We start from the raw sequence: 23146 nt of genomic DNA on the forward strand, positions 1-23146 counted from the left end.
CCTTCTATTTTTGCTTACAGATCTCTAATCGTGTAATGACCCGCTTCACCGAGAAAGTCAGTTCGGGTTAACCCCTGCTCTCCAAGGAACGCTCTGTAACTCGTTATCGTACCATCATGTGAAATGATAAAAGTTCTCTCGCCGTGCTCTCTGCACCATTGAATTAGCTGTCCAGCATAAACCGCAAATTGATGTTCTTCCATTCGATTAATTCCACCCACCCAGCAATCAAGTTCAAAATCAAGAATTCGTAGCCCCATGTACTGAGCATTTAATTCATCTTTTGAATAGATCTGATCACAGCGCAGAACGGGGAACTTCGGGCTTTGAGGGTATATTCTCGGGCCAACGAGTGGACAGACTGTCAGTTTATCGCCTGATGTTAAGAGGAGTGCCGTTTCTATCGTTCGTTTCGTAGGACTCACCAAAACTACGTCTTCCGATAAGATTTTAATCTGCTTTCGTAATTCAGTCGCCTGCCTCTTTCCTTGTTCAGTAAGTCCCGGATGCAAAGTGATTTAGCTGATGAGGATAATTAAGCAAATGTTCAGCGTGACCATGACGAATAAATGTGATTTCCACAGGCTCCTCCTAATTCTGAACGTAATGCTTAAGGCCGACTGTATCATACAGATAGCACAAATCCTTTTTCAAAAACACCGGATAAACCTCCATACCTTTTGAATTCATCCAGATTTACTTTGCCGACCAACCAGAGGAAAACCCCTCCACAAATCCGTTAACAAAAGATGGAATAAAAAGTACAATCAACAAAGTTAAACTCCCTATCCCCCATCTGACCAATGTTTTACGTTTGCTCCTTACACCTACGATGAACAATATAGCGGTAATGACGATTAGTGTTGCCTCGAGAAATAACATGAAAATAAACCTCCGTTATGTATTGTATTACCGTGCTAAGAAATCTCGTACTTTTACTTTAATCCTGCTCAAGATTAACTTTAGGCAGCTTTCATATACGCTTTGACCTGTTTTGCAAAATGAGCAGCTTCATCTTCAGTTTCAAAAGATCTTTTGGGAATGACATGCGCACTCGCCTTATTAATGAATATATAAAAATATTGCTTCGTTTCACTGAAACTTTCCAGACCTTTCCACTGTGTGGTACCTGCAGTCATATCATTACTCCAGCGAATTTCCTGCTCCGTAATTTCAAGCTTTTGGTCACCCAGTATCCCTTTGCTCTCACGTGCCAACTTCTTAATTTTCCGCTTGGTTCGCACGTAAGTCATTGTATTAGCAAACACACTACTAATCAGAGCGATAATTATACTTTGCACCCATGAATAATCCAGCTGTCTAAAAATAATTGCAATCGCTACAGGCAGAAGACACACAGCAATCAGCATACCTTTCCCATACAGTTTAATCATCGCGAATTTGTTCATTTGCCAATAATCTTCTTCGGTTAAGTGAATTTGAATCATGTTTCTAGTTTCCTCCGTTCTTTAGTATCTCAAAGTGAACCTTTCAAAATCTTCTCTAGCTCCTCCTGACAAGCAGCGCGATTATATGTCGAATTATCCAGCCAGTGTTTGTCCATCTTAATAAAATAGTGAATAATGGGAAGAATATCATCATCTTCATGAACAACTGTCCCATAGAAATCAAGGAAAATAGCTTTCAATCTATCCCTCCCACTGGAATACGCTAATCCAAAAAAGTTCATATGTATGTTAAATTTTCTCTGTAGGTACATCATAACCCATAATGTGGAATTTGCGAATGAACCAAATAGTGTAATCCTCCTCCTCCTTACTTCTTCTGTTCAACACAAAAACCACGCTGCTCTGCATGCTTGCATCATACAAAAGCGTGGTATGTCGATAAATGCTTTCCAACTTCCAACATCTGAACACAGCAACCAACTATCTTTTAAAGAACATTTTCAATATGCCTATGGTTTTGATTCTAATTTCATTGCCTTCGGCATCCGTATAAAGCTCATCATACGTTGTATAAATCCCCACATGCTGTATATGTCCGCTTCTGAAAATAAGACTCTTTTCCTGACCGTTCATGATCTGAGTATATGTCGTTCCCGCAATGACATCGTAGGAGGCATGTATACCATGCTCGTTTTCGAGCCATTTATAAAAATCTGTTCTGCTTGGATTGGTATAAGCCAGAATGGCAAGTATGATAACTACAACACTAATAGCCATGGTTAATTTACTTATCCTATTTGCTTTATAACTATCTACTTTGTTATCATGCACACTTGGCATTGTTTGACTCCTTTCAAAGTTCCATTTAAACTCGTTGGTTGCTCTACTTATGTCCTGCTCTGCAACTGCTCGTCAAACCATACATCCTCATAATCTTCTGCAATCACAAACCGCCATCCCGGCGCAAGTCCGAGGTACTTCTTGATTTTCAGGTCCCAGTCATCGATGTGTGTTACATGTAAAGGTACAAAAAAATCATCTGCATCCGAATATTCTTCTGCCCAAATATACCATCCGGTTGTATCTCCCTCGGGCTGAATACGCATTCCATGGATCGGTTCCAACTTTTCTTTGACGTTCCAAGCGATTCCAATCTTATGGTGCAATTCGCTGGGCACATAGTCGGCACTGTATTTCTGGCACATCTGCATCTGTTCCTGGATAGAAGCCGTATTTGTCATCATTGATCATCTCATTTCTCATGTGTTGGATATGACTAAAGCAGTTCATAATATTGTTTATAGTTAGAGACCCATTCCTCTTTGGAAAAATCAATAAAGTCATATGACTCGCACTGTCTAAGATAGCCTAACTGTTCTCCTGTTTGCTCCTCGTGCTTCTGTTCCAGATAAGTAACTGTCTTCTCATAACCGGAACCACATAGAAGCTGCACATCAATATAACTGCCTGTATCCTGATTCTTGCGTTTTGCCTTCCAGATCAGCCCAGTGTCCTCTACATTTCCGATGCAGAATAACATAACACATAAGGTTTTGAGATACTTATTATCCACTGCTTCATGATTCTCGATCTCTTGCTGCAACAACTCCCTGATATGCTACCTGTGTTTGGTATCTGGATCTAAGCCGTACAACTCCAAAATCTCTTCTTTGTCCATCTTCGTTCCCCTTGCTTACTTCAGTATGTTGTTTAATTATTCCGCTTTTTTCCTGCTATCCATTCTAGCATAGAAATAGAATTGAATTGTGTGCAGTACTTGTTATGTTAGAAGAATTTAGAATTACAGCAGCATAGTTTCGCCTTCAAAATCACAAAAAAAGAACTACTCCATGAAGAGTAGTTCTCCTAAATCCTTTATCCACACCTGATGCTAAATAGCAGATCCCCTGGAGATTTCATGAAATGATCACTCGTTATTTTTTCAAATTACTTTAGGTGTTGATCTCCGTGTTCTCCAGATACATCTCCTGATTTTGCCGAATTATTTCATTTATGTGTAAAATAACTTCCTGAGCCGTGGCTCGATATTTAGCATATAGTTCTTCCGTTTTTTGAAGCAGGATCGGGTCTTTCTCCAAGTCCGTGGGCAAGACCTCACGCCATGTGTCTCCAACTTTATTTGTATCTGTAATCAAACGCTCGATGTCATCCAACAGAGTCACCATTTCATTTTGGTTAAAATAGCGCATCCCGGTCCTTATTCCATTCCAGCTCTTCATGTCGATAATGTTGTACGCCGAAAACCAATAAAACTCCGCCAAGCTCTTCGTATGGTTATGATAGGAATAGAACAAAAATATCGCTTGTTGTCCTTCATGTAATTGCCGATATACCTCTACCTTTGCTGCAACATCTTTACCACGAACGGAGATCAACATCGGTTGGACACACAGCCAACTAAGCTGCTCAGAACCTAAATCTTCTGGTTTGACTTTAACTTTCAATAACATGCTCCTCTCTACTTGCGATGATTGTACATTCGAAATTCACTAATCATATGTTAAGGATTCTTTGGTGTTTCTACTGCCGGATCATTCTCTCCACCCATTCTACGTCTGGACGTTTCTTTCCTGCCTGTCGCTGGAACATGGTTAGACACTTTAGCCAATCCAAATTTGGGCATATTCGCATATATGGTCTCATATGAACCGGGTTGAGATTTATAGGTTTCATGATAAATCCCTACGCTTCCATCCGATCCAACGGATTGGTTAAATCGTTTCCATGCCTCCAGGTGCAGGCCACCCCGTGCGTATTTCTCCAATTCATCATAAGATCTCCAATATTGCAGCAGGGTCACTCCACGCCAGCTCATAAAAAATTCCGTCCCCAGAAACCCGGTATCTGGGTTCATGTACAGTTCTTTGATCATCGGGCCCATGGATTTAAAAACAGGCAACCACTTATGTATGGCCCATAGGCGATTAACTCTCATTCCAATAATAAAAACAACAAATTCTCCATCGATCTCAGCTGAATATCTTCCCTTGTGTATGTTCGCCATGTGACTCCTCCTTTTTATCAAATATATAATTAGTGCCCGTTCGGAGTGTATTGTGCTTGATGATATTGGCATTACCGTATTCCCGGGCCCTACTCCATTCTATATTGCAAAATCAATTGAAGACCATGAATGCCCATTTTCCGCTCGCCCATATCCAGAAAACCTACTTTCAGATACAGCTTTTGTGCCGCAATATTCCCCTCATTCACAGCTAAAATAATTTCATCGACCTTCGGATCAAGCTGCTTAACCAATTCAGGCAGAGCCCTCATCGCAGCCAATGCATGCCCGTTCCCCTGATGTTTCATCGTAATGGATAGCGCGCGTACCAGTATCTTTCGGGAATAATCCCTTTCCTCTACGTATTCAGAATGCTTATGTAATATGAAGAAACCAACTAGTGTCTCATCATTCAAAATCACCACCGGATATTTGTTCGGATTTTGGAGTGCCTCCTCAATCACTTGCGCAGGCATTGCAGTAAATTGAACCTGTTCATCACTCAGTGAAAAATTAGCCAAGTCTTGATCGTACTTCTCATGATATGGGGCGAGGATAATCCGTTTTTCCATTGTTAAAACACCTCCCACGTTGTAAACAATTGTTTCAGTCTCCGGGCTGTCGTATGAATAAACTCTTCTATAGCTTCCATAGATAATATGCTCAAATCACCTAAGGGCTCATTTTCAAGGTTATTTAAAAAGTCTACTTTTTCTTTTCTATACTGATACACCTCTTGCTCCAGCAACCCACCTAAGTCAAAAGCTTTACCTGCTTCCAGCTTATTCAATAAATCATGGCCCTCAGACCCTTTTCTCAAAATCATAAATTCTAGCTTCGTAACATCCTGCGTATAAATACTTCGCCCATTCGGATGAACTTCATATGCAGGATAAATCTCGAAAGTCCATACCCGGTCCGTATATACATGAGCGATGTACCCGCACAAATATTGCATGAACTTAGGATCACTATGCGCGCGTTCTTTGTTGGAATTGAAAAATGCCCTGAGCTCTTCGTCTGTTGCGAAACGTCCTGCCTCTGGCATGAGATGCGTTTTTGCCTTTTCGGCTCTTTCATTCGTTCTCACATGAATGGAGTCAGGTGCAAGACTTCCCACTATAAATTCATGAGTTGGATCAGATAATAATTCAGTTGCGATTGCAAAATGAACCATAGGCCAAGGCATGTAAGGACTCCTTTCTCTTTTCTTAATAAAATCTAATATGGTTTTATTACTTACAAAGCCAAGTGCACACTCTCTTGCACACTCATCAATTCAATATCCTCACAATAGAATCCCAATACCCCGTCTTCATAGTCCTCAACAAGATATTTCATCGGATGATACCCGTGGTCTTTCAAATCTCTAATATTAAAACCACTAATCTTCACTAGAACACCATTCGGCTGATAATGGAAACTTTCAATGTTATTGAATCTAAAAAGCAATTCATAAGTTGCATTTGAGAATTTCATCAGAAATGTAATGTCTGCTATCATGATATTTTCATAATATTTATCTTGTTTGATATACAAATTAACACCAGCAACCCACTCCAAATCTTGAACAGAAAATGCAAGAATAAAGGGGCTAAGTAACTCCAGATTTTTTATTATAATCAATCCCCACTTGATATTTAGCTAAGTTGTTTATGCATATTACACTCGTAGCAGCTCAGACTCTCCTTGCATCAAATCTATAAATACAGGCTTCTGTACCTTGTTGATTGTGGAAATATCAATTTCATCCAGACTTTTAAAAACAAGCTCTAGCGATTCATTCTGTTCATCTTCAAATAAAAGAGTTGTTTGATCCTTATCAAGTTTCCCATCCAACTCCGCGGTGACGTTAAACAGAAACATCACAAATACAACCTCGTTGCCATCCGGATATGTATATTTCATTTTCTCACCTGTGTAGACGGAGGCCAGTTCATATGAACTCACAACAAGTCCCGTTTCTTCCTTTACTTCTCTAATCATGGTTTCTTCAATACTCTCCCCGGGCTCCATACCACCACCAGGTAATCCCCAATCGCCATAATCTGATCTTGGTTGCAGTAGAATTCTCCCTGTATGATCACGAATAACAGCTCCGCCAGTAACGACAATGCGACTTGTCATTAATCAAGCTCCTTCTAATGGCTCGCTTCTCCTATAGTCAGCAGCAATGTTCCATAAGAGATTTCACTTTAGAAGATCAAATGCCAAAATGCACAATGCACTTCCCATTCACCTCAGCATCTTTTGCCATATTGGCTAGCTTATTTAATTCGTTTATCAATTCAACTCTGTTATACATGAGTTTCTCATAATAGCCCCTCTGTTCATTTCCATCAAAACAATAATCCCCTGTAAGCTTGATCTGATCAGGAGCAAGGTTGAATACATCAATCCATGCGCGAATTAGTTGATGAAACTTCAACAAAGTATCTTTTTCTTCAATAACCGTTATTCCATAGTTGTTCAGTCCACTACATTTTTTACAGGTAGATGGGTTCCACGTATTCAGCCAGTTAAGAGAATCCTGGATATATGAAAGGAACTCATCCTCCAAGCCAACATGTTCCTCTACCATTAGTCCGCTTTTATGTATATGTCCATGAGTATCCCATGAGTAGGAGGTGTAGATAGATTCATTTATTTCTGACTTATTTTCAATAATAAAATTATGCATAGGCATCTTTTAGTCCCCCAGTACTCTATTGGGCTCATTTTCATTCATCATAACCCATGTATTGGTAAATGCGAAAATCTAAAAGATCCTTTTTTTGACTAAAATCTCTGTTCCTTCTTCTTTGTATCTCTCAATAAAATCATTGGTCACATGATCATGATGAAGTATGCCCATATAGTCTGTACCCGGCTTCTTCGGTCTGTAGTCTGAATCTATCGTGTAGATATTGAAGTGAACCTCATCTTCGTCTTCTGACACGTCCGTATTATTGAAAAGTGTAATCACTTCATCTTTAGTTAAAAACTGAAAATCCTCTTGACTCTCGATAATATAAAAAGGGTAATTCAAGTCCTCAACTTGAATCAAATTTTGGTGTTCTTTCAGCTCATTGGGGATTTGTTCCATGTAATGTATCGCTAACTCTTCTGCTTGAAATATTCCTGGAATCCACCTGAACCTGCCTTTTGAAGCTAATATAATATACAAATTAATCTTCCTTCCTATCACGATTATACAAATCTAATCCGTTCTTGCACGTACAAAGGTTTGAGACAGAATCCGATGGCTGCCAGCGATGTTTTCAATTTCAATGCTATACTCGGACTCTACATACTCAATGTGGTGTTGTTCATAGTATTTTTTCCAGAATGAAACAGCCGATTGGTTATTGGCCAGTTGCTCCACTTTGAATCTGCCCTGAAATTGTGCAAACACCAGATCAACCGCTTGAGCCGCTAATCCTTGTCCACGATACTTTTTGACCAGAAACAGCTCTTGTACCGTATAATCTACGTCATCATCTACATATGGAGGAGAGCAAACCAGCACAAATCCGATTACCTTTCCTTCATATTGAATAAAAAACGGATGTAATTCCGCTCGTTCCAGATAGAGATAGGTATTTGTCGGATCGTACTTCCCCTCTTCTAGCAAATCCTCACCCGAGAATTCGGAAAGATCATACATATAGAGGTTATACAAGTTTAAAAATAATTCTTTCTGACTGTTATCGATTCTGGTGATCTGTACTTTCATGTCATTACACCTCACTTTATTAATGAACCACACTTCCCCATCTTTAGTTGCATATCACGCCCCTGCTTACCACTTAAATGTATCGCTTCAACTCCAGTAATTATAGGTAAAATTTTAATTTAAACGATGAAGAATCCTTTCCATCATAAAAGGTTATGTGTAACCAAAAACGGACACGACATCGTCGCGCCCATGGCACTCTCAATTATTTGATTAAATAATTAACTACAGGATAGGAAATCACATTCCGGTCCCTATAGGTTGAAATCACCGCTTCGGGATGCGTGCTGAGAATCCCATTTTGCAACATGACAGGTCTAAATCCTCGCTCCATCGCGCCATTATAGGTGAACAGAACACATTCCTCAGCGGCAAATCCCGATATGATCAACAGCTCAACACCGTGACTTTTCAAGATCTGCTCCAAGTCTGTCTGCCAGAATGCGTTGGAACTTTCCTTGGTAACCGTCAGATCCTTCTCATTCACATCAACCTCAGAAATAATACGATACGCTTCAGAATCTGAATCCTCCATCCCCTCCACGTCCTGCACATGAACCACCACATGCCCGCTCGAACGAAGAACATCTGCAACATGATTGATATATTCACAAGCGCGGTCTATTGCTTTTTGATCCAACTTATCCCTTACAATACTCTCTTGCATATCCACGATCAGAAAACCTATTTTCATATCATCTCTCCTCTTACTTTCTTTCTCAGCATCATGATCTGTCCAATATGATATGCATTATGAATACACACATTGGATATGACATTCCACCATGGGGCATTGAAGTACGAGGGGATGGTCATCCCTAATTTTGCATCATCACTATCCTCTACAGCCTGAATCCAGCGACTAAATGTTGCTCCAAGGTGTTCAATACTTTTCTGCCAATCTTCTTCACTTACCTGGGATGGGTTAACAATGAACGTCTCATCATTATTTATGTTATTATCCAAACCCACTTCACCCTCGATAAAACGCTCCAACCAGGTTTCATTCCAGAAAGTCAGATGATTCACCAACCCCCAGATTGATTGCCCCTCATCATTTACCCATAAGGCTTGGGCAGCGGTTATATCACATAACATTTCTTCCAGCGGCATAAACCAGCTCTTGTCATGATGACATGCAGCCAGTTGGTCCAACAACACCAATTTTGTACTCATATTCGGCCTCCTTACTCCTTTCAAAGTGAAAAAATCAGTCCTTAAACAATTCGTTCAGCATCCGGTCGCGGTTTTCCAGGAAACTGCGGGTGATCTGATAATGTTCCGTATCCTCATACTCCACTTCCTGGATTCCACCATCGTCAAAACTCAGAATGCATGCACCCGGATAACCCAATAAAATTGGCGAATGTGTCGCGATAATAAATTGGGAATTAGCTGATAGATCATGAAGAATGCGCAACAAGGAGAGCTGACGAGCTGGCGATAAGGCGGCTTCGGGCTCATCGAGCAGATAGATGCCTTTGGAATTGAATCGGTTCACAAACAGATTGAGAAAAGACTCCCCATGGGATTGTTCATGCAACGAACGCCCGCCATAATACCTGAGCGACTCGGGCCCCAATTCATCTACATGCGATGCAAATTGATAAAAGGACTCCGAGCGCATGAAGAAACCATTCGTGATTTTTGGCAACCAGGCTAGACGCAAATAGTCACCTAATGATGATTCAGCAGCATCAATCTCAAATTCATTATTTTTCCCGCCCCCTGCTGTGTTAAATCCACATTGATGAGCGATGCCCTCCAGCAGCGTGGACTTACCCGATCCATTCTCACCAACAAAGAACGTAATGTTATTATTAAATTCCAATCGCTCCAGAGACTGTATGGAGGGTATATGAAACGGATATTGATCCGGATTCTCGACTTTAACAGACAGTAACTCCACACTTCGAAGATACATAGACACACTCCTATTTTATAAAGTTCGACTCCTGCTGGTTTCAGTCCTGTTTATTGATCCACGGATGGATGATCTCTTTGCGGGTGATGATCTCAATGGTCCTGAGAAAAAACCAGGTGAACCCGGCATAAAAACCGATATGCGGATATCGGAATGCCGCCGGTTTGTTACCTTCGTAATAGAAGTGCCCAATCCAGGACAGGACGTAATGGATAAGTGCCAGAACCAGCATAACTTTGATATTAATGAACAAGAAAATCCAGGCCACAAACGCCGATAAAAATGCGAAATAATGCAAGATGAGGTTGTTTCGATCCTGATGTTCCTGAAGATAATAATGCAAATCTTTACGAACACGATTCAACATCTGGTCACACTCATTTCACCTTAAAATGTGATCATGGCTCCTTTTTCATCGAATACGGCGGTTGGATTCCAAGTGACTTCCCAGCAGTTATTCTCCGGGTCCAGAAAATAAGCAATTCTTCCGCCCCAAGTAGCGTCATATGGTTCTCTGATTACATTCCCTCCGGCTTCACGAATTTTTCCAATGGTATCATCCACGTCTTCCGCTTTATCCACATTGATTGCCAGTAACGTTCCCTTCAATCCACCAGATACACTGAATGTCATACCCGTATCTTTCTCAAGCTCCCGAATAGGATATAACGATAACAATACACCTGTCGTTTCAAAGACACTGTACTGATCTGAACTGATTGCTGTCTCACTCCAGCCAAGCTTCTGATAGAACGAACGCAGTTCAGGCAAATGTATCGCACCAATAGTTACGAGACTAACTCGCTGTGGAACCATATTCTTCTCCTCCCATATCTTTTCAACATGAATTTGGAATAGGATAACTCCAACCTGTGGATAAGTCATGTTTACGTCAATTGTTGTTAAGGACACCCCCTCTTCAGGTTATTGTGGGTACTTTAACCATTAGACAAGAGGTGCATGGTGTCCTGTTTCTTTTGCAAAAAAATCACTGAGTCGGCTAACCGGAACGATCTCCAGCATCTCTATGGTGCTGGCCGCAGTGTTCACACTGGCAATCGCGTCGTTCCTCGTGGAACTGCTCCTGCACTAACAGCGTAATGGACTATTCACGAACAAAAGGTCGAGAACAGAGGTAAGTTTGCTCCTGTTCTCGACCTTTTTTACGGAATCACAGAAGATCCTGTTAAAGCGATTCCTTCTATTTTCTTCATTTATGAATATGCACGAAGCAATTCCGGAAAAGCGGAGCGTTCCACCACATAAAAAAAGAGAAGCCCCAGTTCAATGGAGCTTCTGGGACTTCCTCCGCCTATCCAACCGACACAGTACTCTTCTCGTCTTCAGGCACCACGGCATAATGCAGTTCCGTCTCCAGCTCCTCCGTGTACCACTCCTGCTGCTCTGCACTCCAGCCTGCCCGTTCGGCCATGAGCCCAATCACCTGTGTTTTCCACTGCTTCACCCAGGCAATATTGAAGAAGAGAGCGCCGGTGCGGCGGATGAAGAAATCAGCCGGCGTGACCGCCATCTCCTCCTCCATGGCGTACAGCAGCGGTACTCGCACCTCATCCGGAAGCGCACCCTCGGCCTGGCCCTGATTCGGCCGGGCGGCAATGGCGAACAGCCGCTCGGCGTTGGAGCCGTAGCGTTTGACCCAGGCTTCCGCCAGTTGGCGTGGCACTCCGTGAGAAGCGCCCTTATCGGCAGTTGAGCGCACGAAGCCCTCAAAACCCTTGGAACCGCCCACATCGCCGCCGGACATGGTCAAGTCTCTGGTAACTGCGCCGCCATAGGAGGCACCTGCCCGGTTCTTCAGCAGCTCTGCTGCCCGATCCACGACCATCTCCGCCATTTTACGGTAGCCTGTCAGCTTGCCGCCCGCAATAGTGACCATCCCGGATGCCGACTCCCAAATTTCATCTCTGCGCGAAATTTCCGAGGGATCTTTGCCTTCCTCATAAATCAGTGGCCGTACCCCCGCCCAACTGGATTCCACATCCTCAGCGGTGATTTTCACGTCCGGGAACATATAGTTGATCGCATTGATAATATAGGTGCGGTCCGCCGTAGTCATTCGCGGATGGGCCGTATCCGTCTTATATACCGTATCCGTCGTTCCGACGTAGGTTTTGCCATCCCGCGGGATCGCAAACACCATCCGCCCATCCGGCGTATCGAAATAGATCGCCTGGTGCAGCGGGAAACGCTGCTGATCGAAGACCAGATGCACACCTTTGGTCAGCTGCAGAATCTTGCCTTTCTTGGACCCGTCCATTTCACGCATCGTGTCGACCCACGGCCCCGCCGCATTAATAACCAGCGTAGCCCGCACATCATAGCCCTCGCCCGATGCACGATCCTTCACATGGGCTCCGATCACACGACCATTTTCGTAGAGAAGCTTGGAGACCCTGGCATAATTAGCTGCCAGAGCGCCGGAGGCGACCGCCTTTTTCATGACCTCGATCGTCATCCGGGCATCATCTGTTCGGTATTCCACGTAGGTGCCGCCGCCCTTCAAGCCTTCACGCTTCAGGAGCGGCTCTTTGGCGAGAGTCTCCTGTGCATCATGCATCCGCCGCCGCTCACTGTGCTTGACACCCGCCAGTCGGTCGTATACCTGCAGCCCGATGGAGGTCGTGAACTTGCCGAACGTTCCCCCTTTATGCATCGGCAGCAACATACGTTCCGGCGTCGTAACATGCGGCCCGTTCTCGTATACAATCGCCCGCTCCTTGCCAACCTCGGCCACCATCCCGACTTCAAACTGCTTCAGATAACGCAGACCACCGTGAACAAGCTTCGTGGAGCGGCTGGAGGTTCCTGCCGCAAAATCCTGCATTTCCGCCAGCGCCACCTTCATGCCGCGTGTAGCCGCGTCGAGCGCAATCCCTGCTCCTGTAATGCCGCCGCCGATCACCAGCACATCGAAATGCTCTCCAGCCATCCGCCGCAGCAGCTTGGCCCGTTCTTTTCCCGCAAATTGAACTGTTGTCATATATTTTCCTCCAATTTCTATTTAAATACATCTATCCCAAAATAATCCTATAGCACAACAAAAAAGAGACCACGAAACTGCACCCACGGCGGTGCCGGGTGTATCGTGGTCTCTCCGAATCTCCTGACAAGGATATTAACTTGGATTCATCGTAACATACTGCTACGGAAAAATAAAGTATAAATCCGCCGCTTTTCAGCTGGTTATTATTTGAAGGCCATAGCGGCCTGAACCGCCTTTTTCCAACCTTCATAAAGCCGCTCCCGGGTATCCTCATCCATAGCCGGCTCAAAGGACCGCTCCACCTTCATGTGCGCTCGCAGCTCATCAAGGTCCTTCCAGAAGCCAACAGCCAGACCGGCCAGAAAAGCGGCACCCAGAGCTGTCGTTTCGTGAATTGCGGGACGCTCCACGGTAGAACTGAGAATATCGCTCTGGAACTGCATCAGGAAGTTGTTCAGAACCGCGCCGCCGTCCACCTTCAATGCCTTCATTTTGATACCCGAGTCGCTCTCCATGGCTGTCAGCACATCCCTGGTCTGATAAGCCAGGGCCTCCAGCGTGGCGCGGATGAAATGCTCCTTAGTCGTGCCGCGTGTCAGTCCAAACATAGCTCCGCGCACATCACTGTCCCAATACGGGCTTCCGAGCCCTACGAAGGCTGGAACCATATATACCCCATCGGTCGACTCTACACGGGCAGCATAAGCTTCGCTATCCTTCGCCTCTTTGAACATGCGCAGTCCGTCGCGCAGCCACTGAATGGCCGAGCCTGCCACAAAAATACTGCCTTCCAGCGCATACTGCACCTTACCCTCTTCCAATCCCCAAGCGATCGTCGTAATCAGCCCATGCTCGGATTCGACCGGCTGATCCCCTGTGTTCATCAGCATGAAGCAGCCCGTGCCATAAGTGTTCTTGGCCATGCCTTTGTCATAACAGGCCTGCCCGAACAGAGCCGCCTGCTGGTCGCCTGCTGCTCCGGCGATCGGCACGTTCTGGCCGAAGAAATGGTAATCGACGGTATGAGCGTACACCTCGGAAGAAGGGCGAGCCTGCGGCAGCATGCTTTGCGGCACACCCAGAATTTCCAGCAGCTCTTCATCCCATTTCAATTCATGAATGTTGTACATCAGCGTTCTGGCCGCATTGGAATAATCCGTTACGTGCGCCTTGCCGCCAGAAAGCTTCCAGATCAGCCAGGTATCAATCGTGCCGAACAGCAGCTCACCGCGTTCAGCCTTCTCACGCGCGCCTTCCACATGATCCAGAATCCATTTCACCTTGGTGCCGGAGAAATACGGATCGATCAACAGCCCTGTTTTGCGGCGGAATACGTCGTTCAATCCCTGTGCTTTCAGCTCTTCGCAAATTTCGGCGGTCTGGCGGGACTGCCATACAATCACGTTGTATACAGGAAGGCCGGTTGTTTTATCCCATACCACGACCGTTTCGCGCTGGTTGGTAATGCCGATGCCGGCAATTTGCGCGGCTTTGACGCCCGACTCGGACAAACAGGAGGCGATGACTGCGAGAATCGAGCTCCAGATTTCATTGGCGTTCTGCTCCACCCAGCCGGGATGGGGGAAGTATTGCGGGAATTCATGCTGTGCCGTATATACGATTTCACCCTTGTGGTTGAATAAAATAGCTCGTGAGCTGGTCGTTCCTTGATCCAGTGACAAAATATATTTTTCCATAAATTACATCCTCCTATATAGTTAATTGAACAATCATCAAGCTACCAGCTTGCCTGCGGTTTTTGCTCCATTCTTGCGCCCGGCCTGCAGAGCAATAACGAGCACAACAGCGATCAGAACCAGCACCACCCAGAACGCCGGAATCAAGGCTCCTTTAAATACAGCACTGTAAAAAAGACCTCCGAACGAACCGCCCAGCAGCGGACCCACAATCGGGATCCACGCATATTTCCAATTGGAGCTTCCTTTGCCCGCGATCGGCAGCAGGAAGTGTGCAAGACGTGGTCCCAAATCCCGTGCGGGGTTGATCGCATAACCTGTCGTACCGCCCAGGGACAAACCGATGCTGACGACCAGGAAACCGACGAGCAGTGGATTAAGCCCTTCTGTGAAAGTGTTAGCCCCCATAGCCTGGAGAGCGAGCACAAAAATAAACGTCCCAATCATCTCGCTAAGCACATTCGAAAACGGATGATCAATCGCCGGCCCGGTGGCAAATACGCCCAGCTTCGCGCCCGGGTCCTCGGTGGCCTTCCAGTGCGGCAGGTAATGCAGATAGACAATCGCTGCACCGGCCATTGCCCCGATCAGTTGAGCGATAATATACGCAGGTACGTCTGCCCATGGGAACGATCCCTGGAATGCCAACGCCAGCGTCACCGCCGGATTCAGATGCGCCCCGCTGATTCCGCCAACCGCATAAACCGCAAACGCTACCGCCAGTCCCCAGCCCATGCTGATAACGATCCAGCCTGAGCCCTTCGCGAGTGATTTATTCAACGTCACCCCGGCGCAAACTCCTGCACCCAGTGTAATCAAAATCATTGTGCCTACCAATTCGGCTAAAAATGGTGTCATCATCCTATCCCCCCCTTAATTTCCCTAGCAAACTTCGTGTAACCACTTCCAACCGCACAAAAAAGAGAAGAGCCGTCACAAAACTCCCCCATGCTGCAGCATGGGATGTCTGTGTGGCTCTCCTCGTCTCCGTCACGGTGTATTAACTTGAGTTGAGCATATCGTAACATGTAAGCGGTGTCAATATGATTTTTTTCACAGACTGTACTGATCGAACAGACTCTTATTCGAGGTGGTGACCGCCGTAGCCCCGGCAGCGAGCGCCAATTCCACTTCCTCGACAGTACGGATCAGCCCTCCGGCAAGAATGGGAATGCCTGTCCGCTCACTGACCTCGGGAATCATTTGCGACATGACGCCGGGTAACACCTCAATAAAATCCGGCTGTGTTTTCTTGACCAGCGAGTAGCTCTTCTCCAGCGCAATCGTATCCAGCATGAACAGGCGCTGAATGGCCAAAATCCCCTTCTTCTTGGCTGTTGTAATGACGCCGGCGCGGGTGGAAATGATGCCAAACGGCTTAATCTCCTGGCAAAGATACTGTGCCGCATATTCGTCGTTCTTCAAACCCTGCACCAGATCGGCATGCAGAAGCATATTCTTCTCCCTGCCGCGGGCCATCTGATACAGGTTGCGGAGCTGCGCCACATGCGTATCCAGAAATACTCCGAACTTGTAATCACTATCCAATATCGCTTCAAACTGCTTCATGTTCTTGGCAGCCGGTATAATCTGCTGTCCGTAAAAAGCCATGTCCCGCCTCCTATAAGTACCTTTTCATTTACACATTTACACATTCCTTATACTAAACGACGAACAGACGGATGACAAAATTATGGTTGACGCGTCGGATCAGTTTCTATATGATGTTGGAAGAACGTATTATATAAAAACATAAAATGAATTGGCGTGTTACCACCCCAGAGGGCATGAGCCAAGAAGCGACGAGACCATACTCGCTTCTTGGCTCTTTTTGTCGTTCCTGAATGAAAGCGTTAACTTTAGAAACGAGGAGGCGGTGAACCGTGAGTAAAGGAATGATGCTGCAGGTGGAGCGGGTCGTCGGCAGCAATATTGTTCTGGCCCGGTCGCACCAGAATACCAAGGAGTACGTGCTGATCGGCAAAGGGTTGGGATTTGCGTTCAAGGGGGAAAGCACCGTGCAGGCCGATGATCCTCGGATTGAGAAAAGGTTCCGGCTGGAGGACCGGGAGGAATGGGGGCAGGCGCAGGAGCTGATGAAGGACTTGGACCCGAATGTCATCGACATCTCTGACCGGATTATCCGTCTCATCACTGATCAGTTTCCTGGCAAGCTGAATGACAAGATCTACCTTGCTCTTCCGAGTCATATTCAGTTCACCTTATATCGGATCCGCAACGGGATGGAGATTCTGAATCCTTTCCTTATGGAGACAAAGCTCAGTTTTCCGAAAGAATTCGAAATCGCCTCGGAAGCAGCGGCCATGATCGGAGAGGCCTTTGGCGTAGAGGTCCCGGAGGATGAGGCCGGGTTCCTGACATACCATGTGTACTCCTCCGTAAACCACGTTCCTGTCGGACAGCTGGTTAAGGTATCAAATGTGATCAGCAAGCTTCAGTCCATTATTGAAGAGGAGGGTGGCGTTCGCTTTGAGCAGGGCAGCCTTAGCCAGGCAAGACTCATGATACACCTGCGCTTCTCCATGGAACGCCTGTATCAGCAGCCGATGACGGCCCCCACCTTCGCACCATATGTGCAAAATGAGTATCCGTCCGAATACCAGCTGGCCAGAAAAATGAGCGCTGTAATGGCCGAGGATTTGGGTACAGAGGTACCCGAGGAAGAAACGGCTTTTCTCGCCATGCATTTATACCGACTTTTTCAAACCCATGCCAAAACCAACAACAGAAAGGACAACACACAATGATCTGGAAATGGAAAAACAACAAATCTGCCAAAACATCTGAGACAATATCCGTCGCCTCCCCGCTCACCGGAACCTGCGTCAGTTTGGAAGAAGTGCCTGACGAAGCGTTCGCGCAAGGACTTATGGGACCGGGAGTTGCAGTGATTCCCCAGGAGGGCAGGCTGGTCGCCCCTATCGACGGCACTGTGGTGCACCTGATCAAATCGCATCATGCCGTAATGATTGAGCATGCTTCCGGGCTGCAGCTGCTGCTGCATATCGGTATGAATACTGTCAGCCTGAAAGGACAGGGCTTCACACCCCAAGTACAGACCGGGGATCAGGTCGCTGTCGGTCAGACCCTGATCGAATTTGACCTGAATGCGATCGCTTCGGCTGGTTATCCGGTCATCACCCCTGTCATCGTTGCGAATGCGGCAGAACAGCCGTGGGAGTCACACCCGGAGTATGGCAATGTAGAAGCAGGCTTGGGAACTATCATGAAAGTCAGCTTGCCCAAATAACATAAATCACAAAAAGAAAGGAAGAACAATATGCTGAAAGTACTGCAAAAGCTGGGAAGATCCCTGATGCTTCCTGTAGCAACCCTGCCTGCGGCAGGTATTCTTCAAGGCTTAGGTCTTCTTAATTATGAAAAGGACATTCCGCTCGGACCCGTGATCGGGGGATTTCTCAATCAGTATGTAGTTCCATTCCTGAATGAGGGGGCGGGGGCGATCTTCGGCAACCTTGCGCTCATCTTCGCCATCGGGGTGGCAATCGGACTGGCGGGGGATGCGGTCGCCGCGCTTTCCGCCCTGATCGCTTATATGGTGCTGACGCGGATTCTGGGAGCCGTTCCAGGTGTATTCGGCTATATTCCTGACGATGTCAAACTGGATATGGGCGTATTGGGCGGGATATTTGCCGGACTACTTGCAGCCTATATGTATAAAAAATACCACAATATCAAGCTTCCTGACTGGCTCGGCTTCTTCTCCGGCAAACGCTTTGTGCCGATGGTCACCGCCGGCTCCATGCTGGTGTTGGCCATCCTGTTCGGCATGATCTGGAGCCCGATTCAGGATGCCATCGGCGCTTTCGGCGCCTGGATTGTAGGCTTTGGCGGCGTTGGCTCCATGGTGTTCATGATCGCCAACCGCCTGCTCATCCCGCTCGGTCTGCATCATGTCCTCAACTCCATCGCCTGGTTCCAGATCGGAGATTATACCAATGCAGCCGGGGAAGTCGTGCACGGCGACCTGACCCGCTTCTTCAACGGAGACCCTACGGCAGGCATGTTCATGTCTGGATTCTTCCCGATTATGATGTTCGCTCTTCCGGCGGCGGCGCTTGCCTTGATTCATACAGCCCGGCCTGAAAAGCGCAAAATGGTCGCTTCGATCTTTATCGGCGCAGCGGTGGCTTCGTTCTTAACGGGTATTACCGAGCCGCTCGAGTTCTCCTTCATGTTCGCGGCGCCTCTGCTGTATGTGGTGCACGCTATTCTTACCGGTGCAGCGGCCCTGATCATGTACCTGCTGAATGTTAAGCTGGGCTTCGCCTTCTCGGCAGGTCTGATCGATTACCTCGTGAACATGAAGCTGTCGACCAATCCGCTGCTCATGATCCCGGTCGGACTCGCATTTGCGGTCGTCTATTATTTCCTGTTCCGGTTCATGATTGTGAAGTTCAACCTGAAAACGCCGGGGCGCGAGGATGACGCTGATGATGCCGATGTCCCCACTGATGCTTCCGCCGTGGCAGCGGCGTCTGCCGACACCAAGGCTGGCAAAGTGCTCGCCGAGATCGGGGGAACAGATAATATCGAGAGCATCGACGCCTGCATCACTCGCCTCCGACTTGTTGTTAGGGACGACAAAGCTGTCAACGACCAGGCGCTCAAACAGCTTGGCGCTTCCGGCATCATGAGGCTCGGTGGCGGAGCTGTGCAGGTCATCTTCGGCACCCAGTCCGAAATTCTGAAGGATGAGATTAAGAAGCTGATGTAACGCTCGTCCTCCTTTGAGTTTAAAAGGACGAGAACAAGGGTAGGCTTACCCTGTTCTCGTCCTTTTTTTGTTAACCAAGAAGCGCAGGATATTCTTTTGAGTGGCCATGTCTTCTTTTGGTTTATGAGGTAGGGGTGAGCACGAAGCAGCGGTGAGCACGAAGCAATTCCGGAAAAGCGTCAGCGTTCGCCTTTGCCCCCTAATTTCTTCGGCTAAAACATCATTTAAAATTTGGGGGCAACTGCGATTGGAGGAAAATCCCAACTACCTCCATCGTACCCCATAACACGGTTAACATGAAACGGTTTTGATTGAAAAAAAGAGAGCAAGCGGTATGCTCACTCTCTCTGAGTTTGAGTTTAATACACAAATCTGCGCTGTGCCCAATAGCTGAACACAAAGATCGACACCTCGGTTAACAGCTTGGCTGCAATCAGCGGGATAATGAGCTTTTCATTGTAGAAGTACAGCAGTCCGTAATTTAATAGCAGTACCAGAAGGACCAGTGAAAAGTATTTCGGTAATGACTGGCGGACCCTGGACGTTTTCCCGGTTGAAAATACATACTTCCGGTTAATCGTATAGTTGAAGATCGAGCTGCATAGTCTCGCTGCAACGACCGATAGGAACAGATTATGCGTGAAATACTGAATGACGAACAATAAGCCAAAATCAATCAGAGCGGACAGCACCGAAGACGTACTGAACATCAGAATCGGCATATAAATGCGGAATGAATCTACCAGCGGGCGGAAATGTGAGGATTTGTTGTGATCCAGATAGACCGTATCAATAAACTCCTCCGTGATCTCATACCCTTCTTTATGTGCTGTTAGCAGCATGTTCATTTCGTATTCAAATCGATCTCCCGGAATCTGGCACAGCCAGTCCAGCATCGAGTACGGAAAACCACGCAGGCCTGTCTGTGTATCATATACTTTCGTACCTGTCGTGAGAGAAAAGACGCCTCGTGTGACCGTGTTGCCGAAACGACTGCGCGCTGGAATGGCTCCACTAAAACGACGGCTACCCAGTACCATGCCGGGGATGGTCTGCTCCAATAGTATATCAAATATACGTTTGATATCATGTGGGAGATGCTGTCCGTCACTGTCCGCACACACAATTCCGCCCTGTGGCCCATGTTCCTTTATATGTTTAAAGCCTGTCTTGAGCGCACGTCCCTTGCCCAAATTGGCCGTATGTGTCAGGACCGTGCACCCATAGGCTTCTGCCGTCTCGAAAATCCCCCGATAACCTGGGCCGCTGCCATCATCTACAATGACAATGGGTCCTAACTTAAAAGTCTGCAACTGTAAAACGAGATTTAATAACCGCACATCCGGTTCGTATGAAGGAATTAGTATCGTCATGATTATTGCCCCTCCTTAAGATAAAGGATGTCACTTACACCGCGTTCCTGATTTTTGCCCAGTGGATTGTTCACAACCCGACCCATGAAGTACATCGTGGATGAACCGCCGCCGTCCAGATTGTAGGCTTCCGTTGCTCCAAGACCTTTCATGACATCTGCAAGCTCAGCGAGTGTCATGCCGCGGCTGTCATCCTGCCGTCCGTCCACCACAACGAACACATAATGATTGGGGGCAATCATACCGATCGCGGTTCTTGGGTTCGCATCCTGGATCGATCGGTTACCAAAGTTGTTATCAATTTTCACACTGCTGAAGTCACTGACAATCTCACCATCCTGAATCAGAATCGGTCCAAAAGATAATGTATTGGTCGCGCCTTCCGCCAGCAGTTCCGATGAGGAAACTTCCGTCTCGTTGTAAGTCTTCATCGTACCGTCACTGAATAGCGCCATCGCATCACGCACCGGATCATCCCGATATACCGTACCATTACGGATAATCACACCATCGTCGCGGAAACCGTAGTAGTCTCCATTGATTGCAAAGATCGCATTGTTGGCCGCTGCAATTTCTGAAGTGTTTTCGGTAATATTCGTGCCAAAGCTGTTATCTGCCAGAGCCGAGCGCAGGCTGCTCGCATCCGTCAGCTGTACATCCGCGACGTAATACGTAATCTGGTCCGAGCCGGAGCCCGTCTGCATCTTGTCGATCTTGACCTGCATATCATCGCTGGAGTAGTTCCAGTCATCTGACGTTGCATTCACTTCAGTTGCGTTAACCTCAGTCGCCGTGTTTGAATCGCTGCTGACCGCTGCTGTGTTATCGTCTGCCACGACTACTTCTACATGTCGAATCAAATACCGGTTCGCCAAACTGTATATCACTGTGCCTAGCCCCAGTATGATGACAAGCGTAAGGATCATCCATTTCCGTCTGGACTTGGGTTTCATGTTAAGTTTGTTGTTCTCATTGTTCCGCTGGTTGGGTTCTCTGTGCATCGTCATACGTGAAATTCACCTCTTAATAAAGTTCTTAAGGCTCATGATAGGTCGGATAGCTTAAATGAATCTGAAACATGGGAACACAAAAAAAAAAGAAGATCGCACTGTCTCCGTCGAGGAGATGATGTAACCTTCTGATTAAATGATGATGAATGGATTTAATCCTACCTATGTATAAACCCAACAGGCACAGTTCAGAGTTGAACCGCCTTTTATAAACGTTGTTGTTCACCTGCAAAAAGAGCCTCGTATGCAGGGCAGGGCTGCTTTTCCAGAAAATCCGTTAACGCTTGCGGCTGTTTGGTATAGATTTCCTTCAAGGACGTTCCCTGATAGATATTACCAATGACAACTGGATGGCATAACTCACAGATAAGAATATCCCCATTCCCATGCAAATGAAGCTGTTTGGTTCCATCCACACAATTGGAGAAGTACACACCCTGCTGTTCATACAAACCCAATTTTTCGGTAAAACGATCCATACAGGTAAAATATAACGTCGTATCTTGCTTCTTGTGCTTGATTAGCTCGTTTACGGAGTGGATGAGCGATTCTGTGGTCACAGTCTGGCTCCACTGGCTATGCGGCATCAAGATGCTGTTCTGGATTTCATGGATGCGCACACCCAGATCATAGACTTTATCGCTAATGGCCTGCATGTTGGCCTGGGTACCTTCAAATAGCAGCGTCTCCAATACGGTTTCCAGCCCCGCCTCAATACAAAGACGGATGTTGTGCTCCAATCGCTCATACATGCGGGGATGTACACGATAATAAGCGGCATATGCATCCGGGTCCGTATAGTTGAACGAAATATGAATATTGGATAAGCCCGCATCACGCAAGGTATGAATTCGTTCTTCCGTCAGCAGGCTGGCATTGGTATTTAACTGCGTGTCAATGCCATGTAGCCCACAATATTTCACAATCTCCAGGCAATCCTGATATTTCAGAGTCACCTCTCCCCCGGACAAACGCACCCGCTTGAGCCGAGGAAGTTCACGGATAATTCGGATAACCTCCTGACCGCTTATGCATTGCCCATCGTCCCGATTGTATGCGCAGCAATAGTCACATTTGTAATTGCAATTGGAGGTCACACCGACCTCCAGTCCTTCCAATTCATATACGCCGGGTGTTTCAAGCTCCAGTGATTTATATCTGTTTTTCGCTGTCAATTTGATGTACCTCCCGATTCCTTATCCATGTTTTTTCAACTTGGAGATTATAGCG

Annotated in this window: 30 protein-coding genes and 2 pseudogenes; 4 read left to right on the top strand and 28 right to left on the bottom strand. The window is 46.4% G+C overall.

Going from position 1 to position 23146, the window contains the following annotated elements:
• Window positions 1-14 precede the first annotated feature (14 nt).
• The 21 genes and pseudogenes from QP794_RS03400 to QP794_RS03500 all read right to left on the bottom strand — a co-directional run bounded on the left by QP794_RS03400 (window position 15) and on the right by QP794_RS03500 (window position 10889).
• Window positions 15-260 (bottom strand): hypothetical protein, encoded by a 246-nt coding sequence (locus tag QP794_RS03400; protein WP_285075227.1) that lies wholly within the window; start codon window positions 258-260, stop codon window positions 15-17.
• A 168-nt stretch (window positions 261-428) separates the two neighbouring features.
• Window positions 429-512, bottom strand: a pseudogene (locus QP794_RS03405) (hypothetical protein); the annotation flags it as partial.
• 450 nt (window positions 513-962) lie between these two features.
• The gene (locus QP794_RS03410) at window positions 963-1448 is read right to left on the bottom strand and encodes a YcxB family protein (protein WP_285074908.1); all 486 of its coding nucleotides are present in this window, start codon (window positions 1446-1448) and stop codon (window positions 963-965) included.
• 29 nt (window positions 1449-1477) lie between these two features.
• A complete protein-coding gene (locus QP794_RS03415; protein WP_285074910.1) occupies window positions 1478-1648 on the bottom strand; it encodes a hypothetical protein in 171 nt (56 codons plus the stop codon).
• Window positions 1649-1889: 241 nt separating this feature from the next.
• Window positions 1890-2249: a hypothetical protein gene (locus tag QP794_RS03420; RefSeq protein ID WP_285074911.1), complete on the bottom strand. Its 360-nt coding sequence runs from the start codon at window positions 2247-2249 to the stop codon at window positions 1890-1892.
• Between the two features lie 47 nt (window positions 2250-2296).
• Entirely contained in the window at window positions 2297-2653 is a 357-nt protein-coding gene (locus tag QP794_RS03425) for an immunity protein Imm33 domain-containing protein (protein ID WP_285074913.1), read from the bottom strand.
• Window positions 2654-2685: 32 nt separating this feature from the next.
• The gene (locus QP794_RS03430; protein ID WP_285074914.1) at window positions 2686-2982 is read right to left on the bottom strand and encodes a hypothetical protein; all 297 of its coding nucleotides are present in this window, start codon (window positions 2980-2982) and stop codon (window positions 2686-2688) included.
• Between the two features lie 379 nt (window positions 2983-3361).
• Complete coding sequence (locus QP794_RS03435) at window positions 3362-3874, bottom strand: hypothetical protein (protein WP_285074915.1); 513 nt, start codon at window positions 3872-3874, stop codon at window positions 3362-3364.
• A 56-nt stretch (window positions 3875-3930) separates the two neighbouring features.
• Entirely contained in the window at window positions 3931-4434 is a 504-nt protein-coding gene (locus QP794_RS03440) for a DUF4188 domain-containing protein (protein WP_285074916.1), read from the bottom strand.
• Between the two features lie 89 nt (window positions 4435-4523).
• Complete coding sequence (locus QP794_RS03445; protein ID WP_285074918.1) at window positions 4524-5006, bottom strand: GNAT family N-acetyltransferase; 483 nt, start codon at window positions 5004-5006, stop codon at window positions 4524-4526.
• 2 nt (window positions 5007-5008) lie between these two features.
• Entirely contained in the window at window positions 5009-5611 is a 603-nt protein-coding gene (locus QP794_RS03450) for a hypothetical protein (RefSeq protein WP_285074919.1), read from the bottom strand.
• 62 nt (window positions 5612-5673) lie between these two features.
• Entirely contained in the window at window positions 5674-6060 is a 387-nt protein-coding gene (locus QP794_RS03455) for a hypothetical protein (protein ID WP_024628195.1), read from the bottom strand.
• A 36-nt stretch (window positions 6061-6096) separates the two neighbouring features.
• The gene (locus QP794_RS03460; RefSeq protein ID WP_285074920.1) at window positions 6097-6561 is read right to left on the bottom strand and encodes an NUDIX domain-containing protein; all 465 of its coding nucleotides are present in this window, start codon (window positions 6559-6561) and stop codon (window positions 6097-6099) included.
• Between the two features lie 76 nt (window positions 6562-6637).
• On the bottom strand, window positions 6638-7120 hold the full coding sequence (locus QP794_RS03465) for a hypothetical protein (protein WP_024628193.1): 483 nt from the start codon (window positions 7118-7120) through the stop codon (window positions 6638-6640).
• Window positions 7121-7192: 72 nt separating this feature from the next.
• Entirely contained in the window at window positions 7193-7600 is a 408-nt protein-coding gene (locus tag QP794_RS03470; protein ID WP_285074921.1) for a hypothetical protein, read from the bottom strand.
• A gap of 33 nt (window positions 7601-7633) precedes the next feature.
• Window positions 7634-8149: a GNAT family N-acetyltransferase gene (locus QP794_RS03475; protein WP_285074923.1), complete on the bottom strand. Its 516-nt coding sequence runs from the start codon at window positions 8147-8149 to the stop codon at window positions 7634-7636.
• 205 nt (window positions 8150-8354) lie between these two features.
• A complete protein-coding gene (locus QP794_RS03480; RefSeq protein ID WP_094937679.1) occupies window positions 8355-8843 on the bottom strand; it encodes a cysteine hydrolase family protein in 489 nt (162 codons plus the stop codon).
• The gene (locus tag QP794_RS03485) at window positions 8840-9325 is read right to left on the bottom strand and encodes a DinB family protein (RefSeq protein WP_024628189.1); all 486 of its coding nucleotides are present in this window, start codon (window positions 9323-9325) and stop codon (window positions 8840-8842) included. The genes QP794_RS03480 and QP794_RS03485 overlap by 4 nt, the downstream gene beginning before the upstream one ends.
• 34 nt (window positions 9326-9359) lie before the next feature.
• Window positions 9360-10073, bottom strand: a complete 714-nt coding sequence (locus QP794_RS03490) for an AAA family ATPase (RefSeq protein WP_285074927.1) — start codon at window positions 10071-10073, stop codon at window positions 9360-9362.
• A 40-nt stretch (window positions 10074-10113) separates the two neighbouring features.
• Window positions 10114-10440 (bottom strand): DUF962 domain-containing protein, encoded by a 327-nt coding sequence (locus QP794_RS03495; protein WP_285074928.1) that lies wholly within the window; start codon window positions 10438-10440, stop codon window positions 10114-10116.
• Between the two features lie 20 nt (window positions 10441-10460).
• Window positions 10461-10889 (bottom strand): VOC family protein, encoded by a 429-nt coding sequence (locus QP794_RS03500; protein WP_285074929.1) that lies wholly within the window; start codon window positions 10887-10889, stop codon window positions 10461-10463.
• A 178-nt stretch (window positions 10890-11067) separates the two neighbouring features.
• Here QP794_RS03500 and QP794_RS33115 point away from each other — a divergent pair.
• Window positions 11068-11166 (top strand): annotated as a pseudogene (locus tag QP794_RS33115) (CidB/LrgB family autolysis modulator); the annotation flags it as partial.
• 219 nt (window positions 11167-11385) lie between these two features.
• Here QP794_RS33115 and QP794_RS03505 read toward each other — a convergent pair.
• The 4 genes from QP794_RS03505 to QP794_RS03520 form a co-directional block, all read right to left on the bottom strand.
• Entirely contained in the window at window positions 11386-13074 is a 1689-nt protein-coding gene (locus tag QP794_RS03505) for a glycerol-3-phosphate dehydrogenase/oxidase (RefSeq protein WP_285074931.1), read from the bottom strand.
• Between the two features lie 206 nt (window positions 13075-13280).
• A complete protein-coding gene (gene glpK, locus QP794_RS03510; protein WP_285074932.1) occupies window positions 13281-14774 on the bottom strand; it encodes a glycerol kinase GlpK in 1494 nt (497 codons plus the stop codon).
• Between the two features lie 36 nt (window positions 14775-14810).
• Window positions 14811-15632: an MIP/aquaporin family protein gene (locus QP794_RS03515; RefSeq protein WP_024628183.1), complete on the bottom strand. Its 822-nt coding sequence runs from the start codon at window positions 15630-15632 to the stop codon at window positions 14811-14813.
• A gap of 195 nt (window positions 15633-15827) precedes the next feature.
• The gene (locus QP794_RS03520) at window positions 15828-16385 is read right to left on the bottom strand and encodes a glycerol-3-phosphate responsive antiterminator (protein ID WP_024628182.1); all 558 of its coding nucleotides are present in this window, start codon (window positions 16383-16385) and stop codon (window positions 15828-15830) included.
• A 272-nt stretch (window positions 16386-16657) separates the two neighbouring features.
• Here QP794_RS03520 and QP794_RS03525 point away from each other — a divergent pair, with 272 nt between their 5' ends.
• Genes QP794_RS03525 through QP794_RS03535 form a run of 3 tightly spaced genes read left to right on the top strand, consistent with a single transcriptional unit; the run spans window position 16658 to window position 19533 of the window.
• The gene (locus tag QP794_RS03525; RefSeq protein ID WP_285074934.1) at window positions 16658-17542 is read left to right on the top strand and encodes a PRD domain-containing protein; all 885 of its coding nucleotides are present in this window, start codon (window positions 16658-16660) and stop codon (window positions 17540-17542) included.
• The gene (locus QP794_RS03530) at window positions 17539-18045 is read left to right on the top strand and encodes a PTS sugar transporter subunit IIA (RefSeq protein ID WP_024628180.1); all 507 of its coding nucleotides are present in this window, start codon (window positions 17539-17541) and stop codon (window positions 18043-18045) included. Before QP794_RS03525 ends, QP794_RS03530 begins: the two co-directional genes overlap by 4 nt.
• Before the next feature lie 30 nt (window positions 18046-18075).
• Window positions 18076-19533, top strand: a complete 1458-nt coding sequence (locus tag QP794_RS03535) for a PTS transporter subunit EIIC (RefSeq protein ID WP_024628179.1) — start codon at window positions 18076-18078, stop codon at window positions 19531-19533.
• Between the two features lie 359 nt (window positions 19534-19892).
• Here the strand turns inward: QP794_RS03535 and QP794_RS03540 are convergent, their stop codons facing one another.
• From QP794_RS03540 to QP794_RS03550, 3 genes are all read right to left on the bottom strand, one after another.
• Window positions 19893-20906: a bifunctional glycosyltransferase family 2/GtrA family protein gene (locus QP794_RS03540; protein WP_285074939.1), complete on the bottom strand. Its 1014-nt coding sequence runs from the start codon at window positions 20904-20906 to the stop codon at window positions 19893-19895.
• Between the two features lie 2 nt (window positions 20907-20908).
• On the bottom strand, window positions 20909-21913 hold the full coding sequence (locus tag QP794_RS03545; RefSeq protein WP_285074941.1) for a phosphodiester glycosidase family protein: 1005 nt from the start codon (window positions 21911-21913) through the stop codon (window positions 20909-20911).
• 209 nt (window positions 21914-22122) lie between these two features.
• Complete coding sequence (locus tag QP794_RS03550; protein WP_285074942.1) at window positions 22123-23091, bottom strand: radical SAM protein; 969 nt, start codon at window positions 23089-23091, stop codon at window positions 22123-22125.
• Window positions 23092-23146: the final 55 nt, after the last annotated feature.

This window comes from Paenibacillus sp. UMB7766-LJ446 (genome assembly GCF_030226665.1).
Taxonomy (GTDB): domain Bacteria; phylum Bacillota; class Bacilli; order Paenibacillales; family Paenibacillaceae; genus Paenibacillus; species Paenibacillus vandeheii.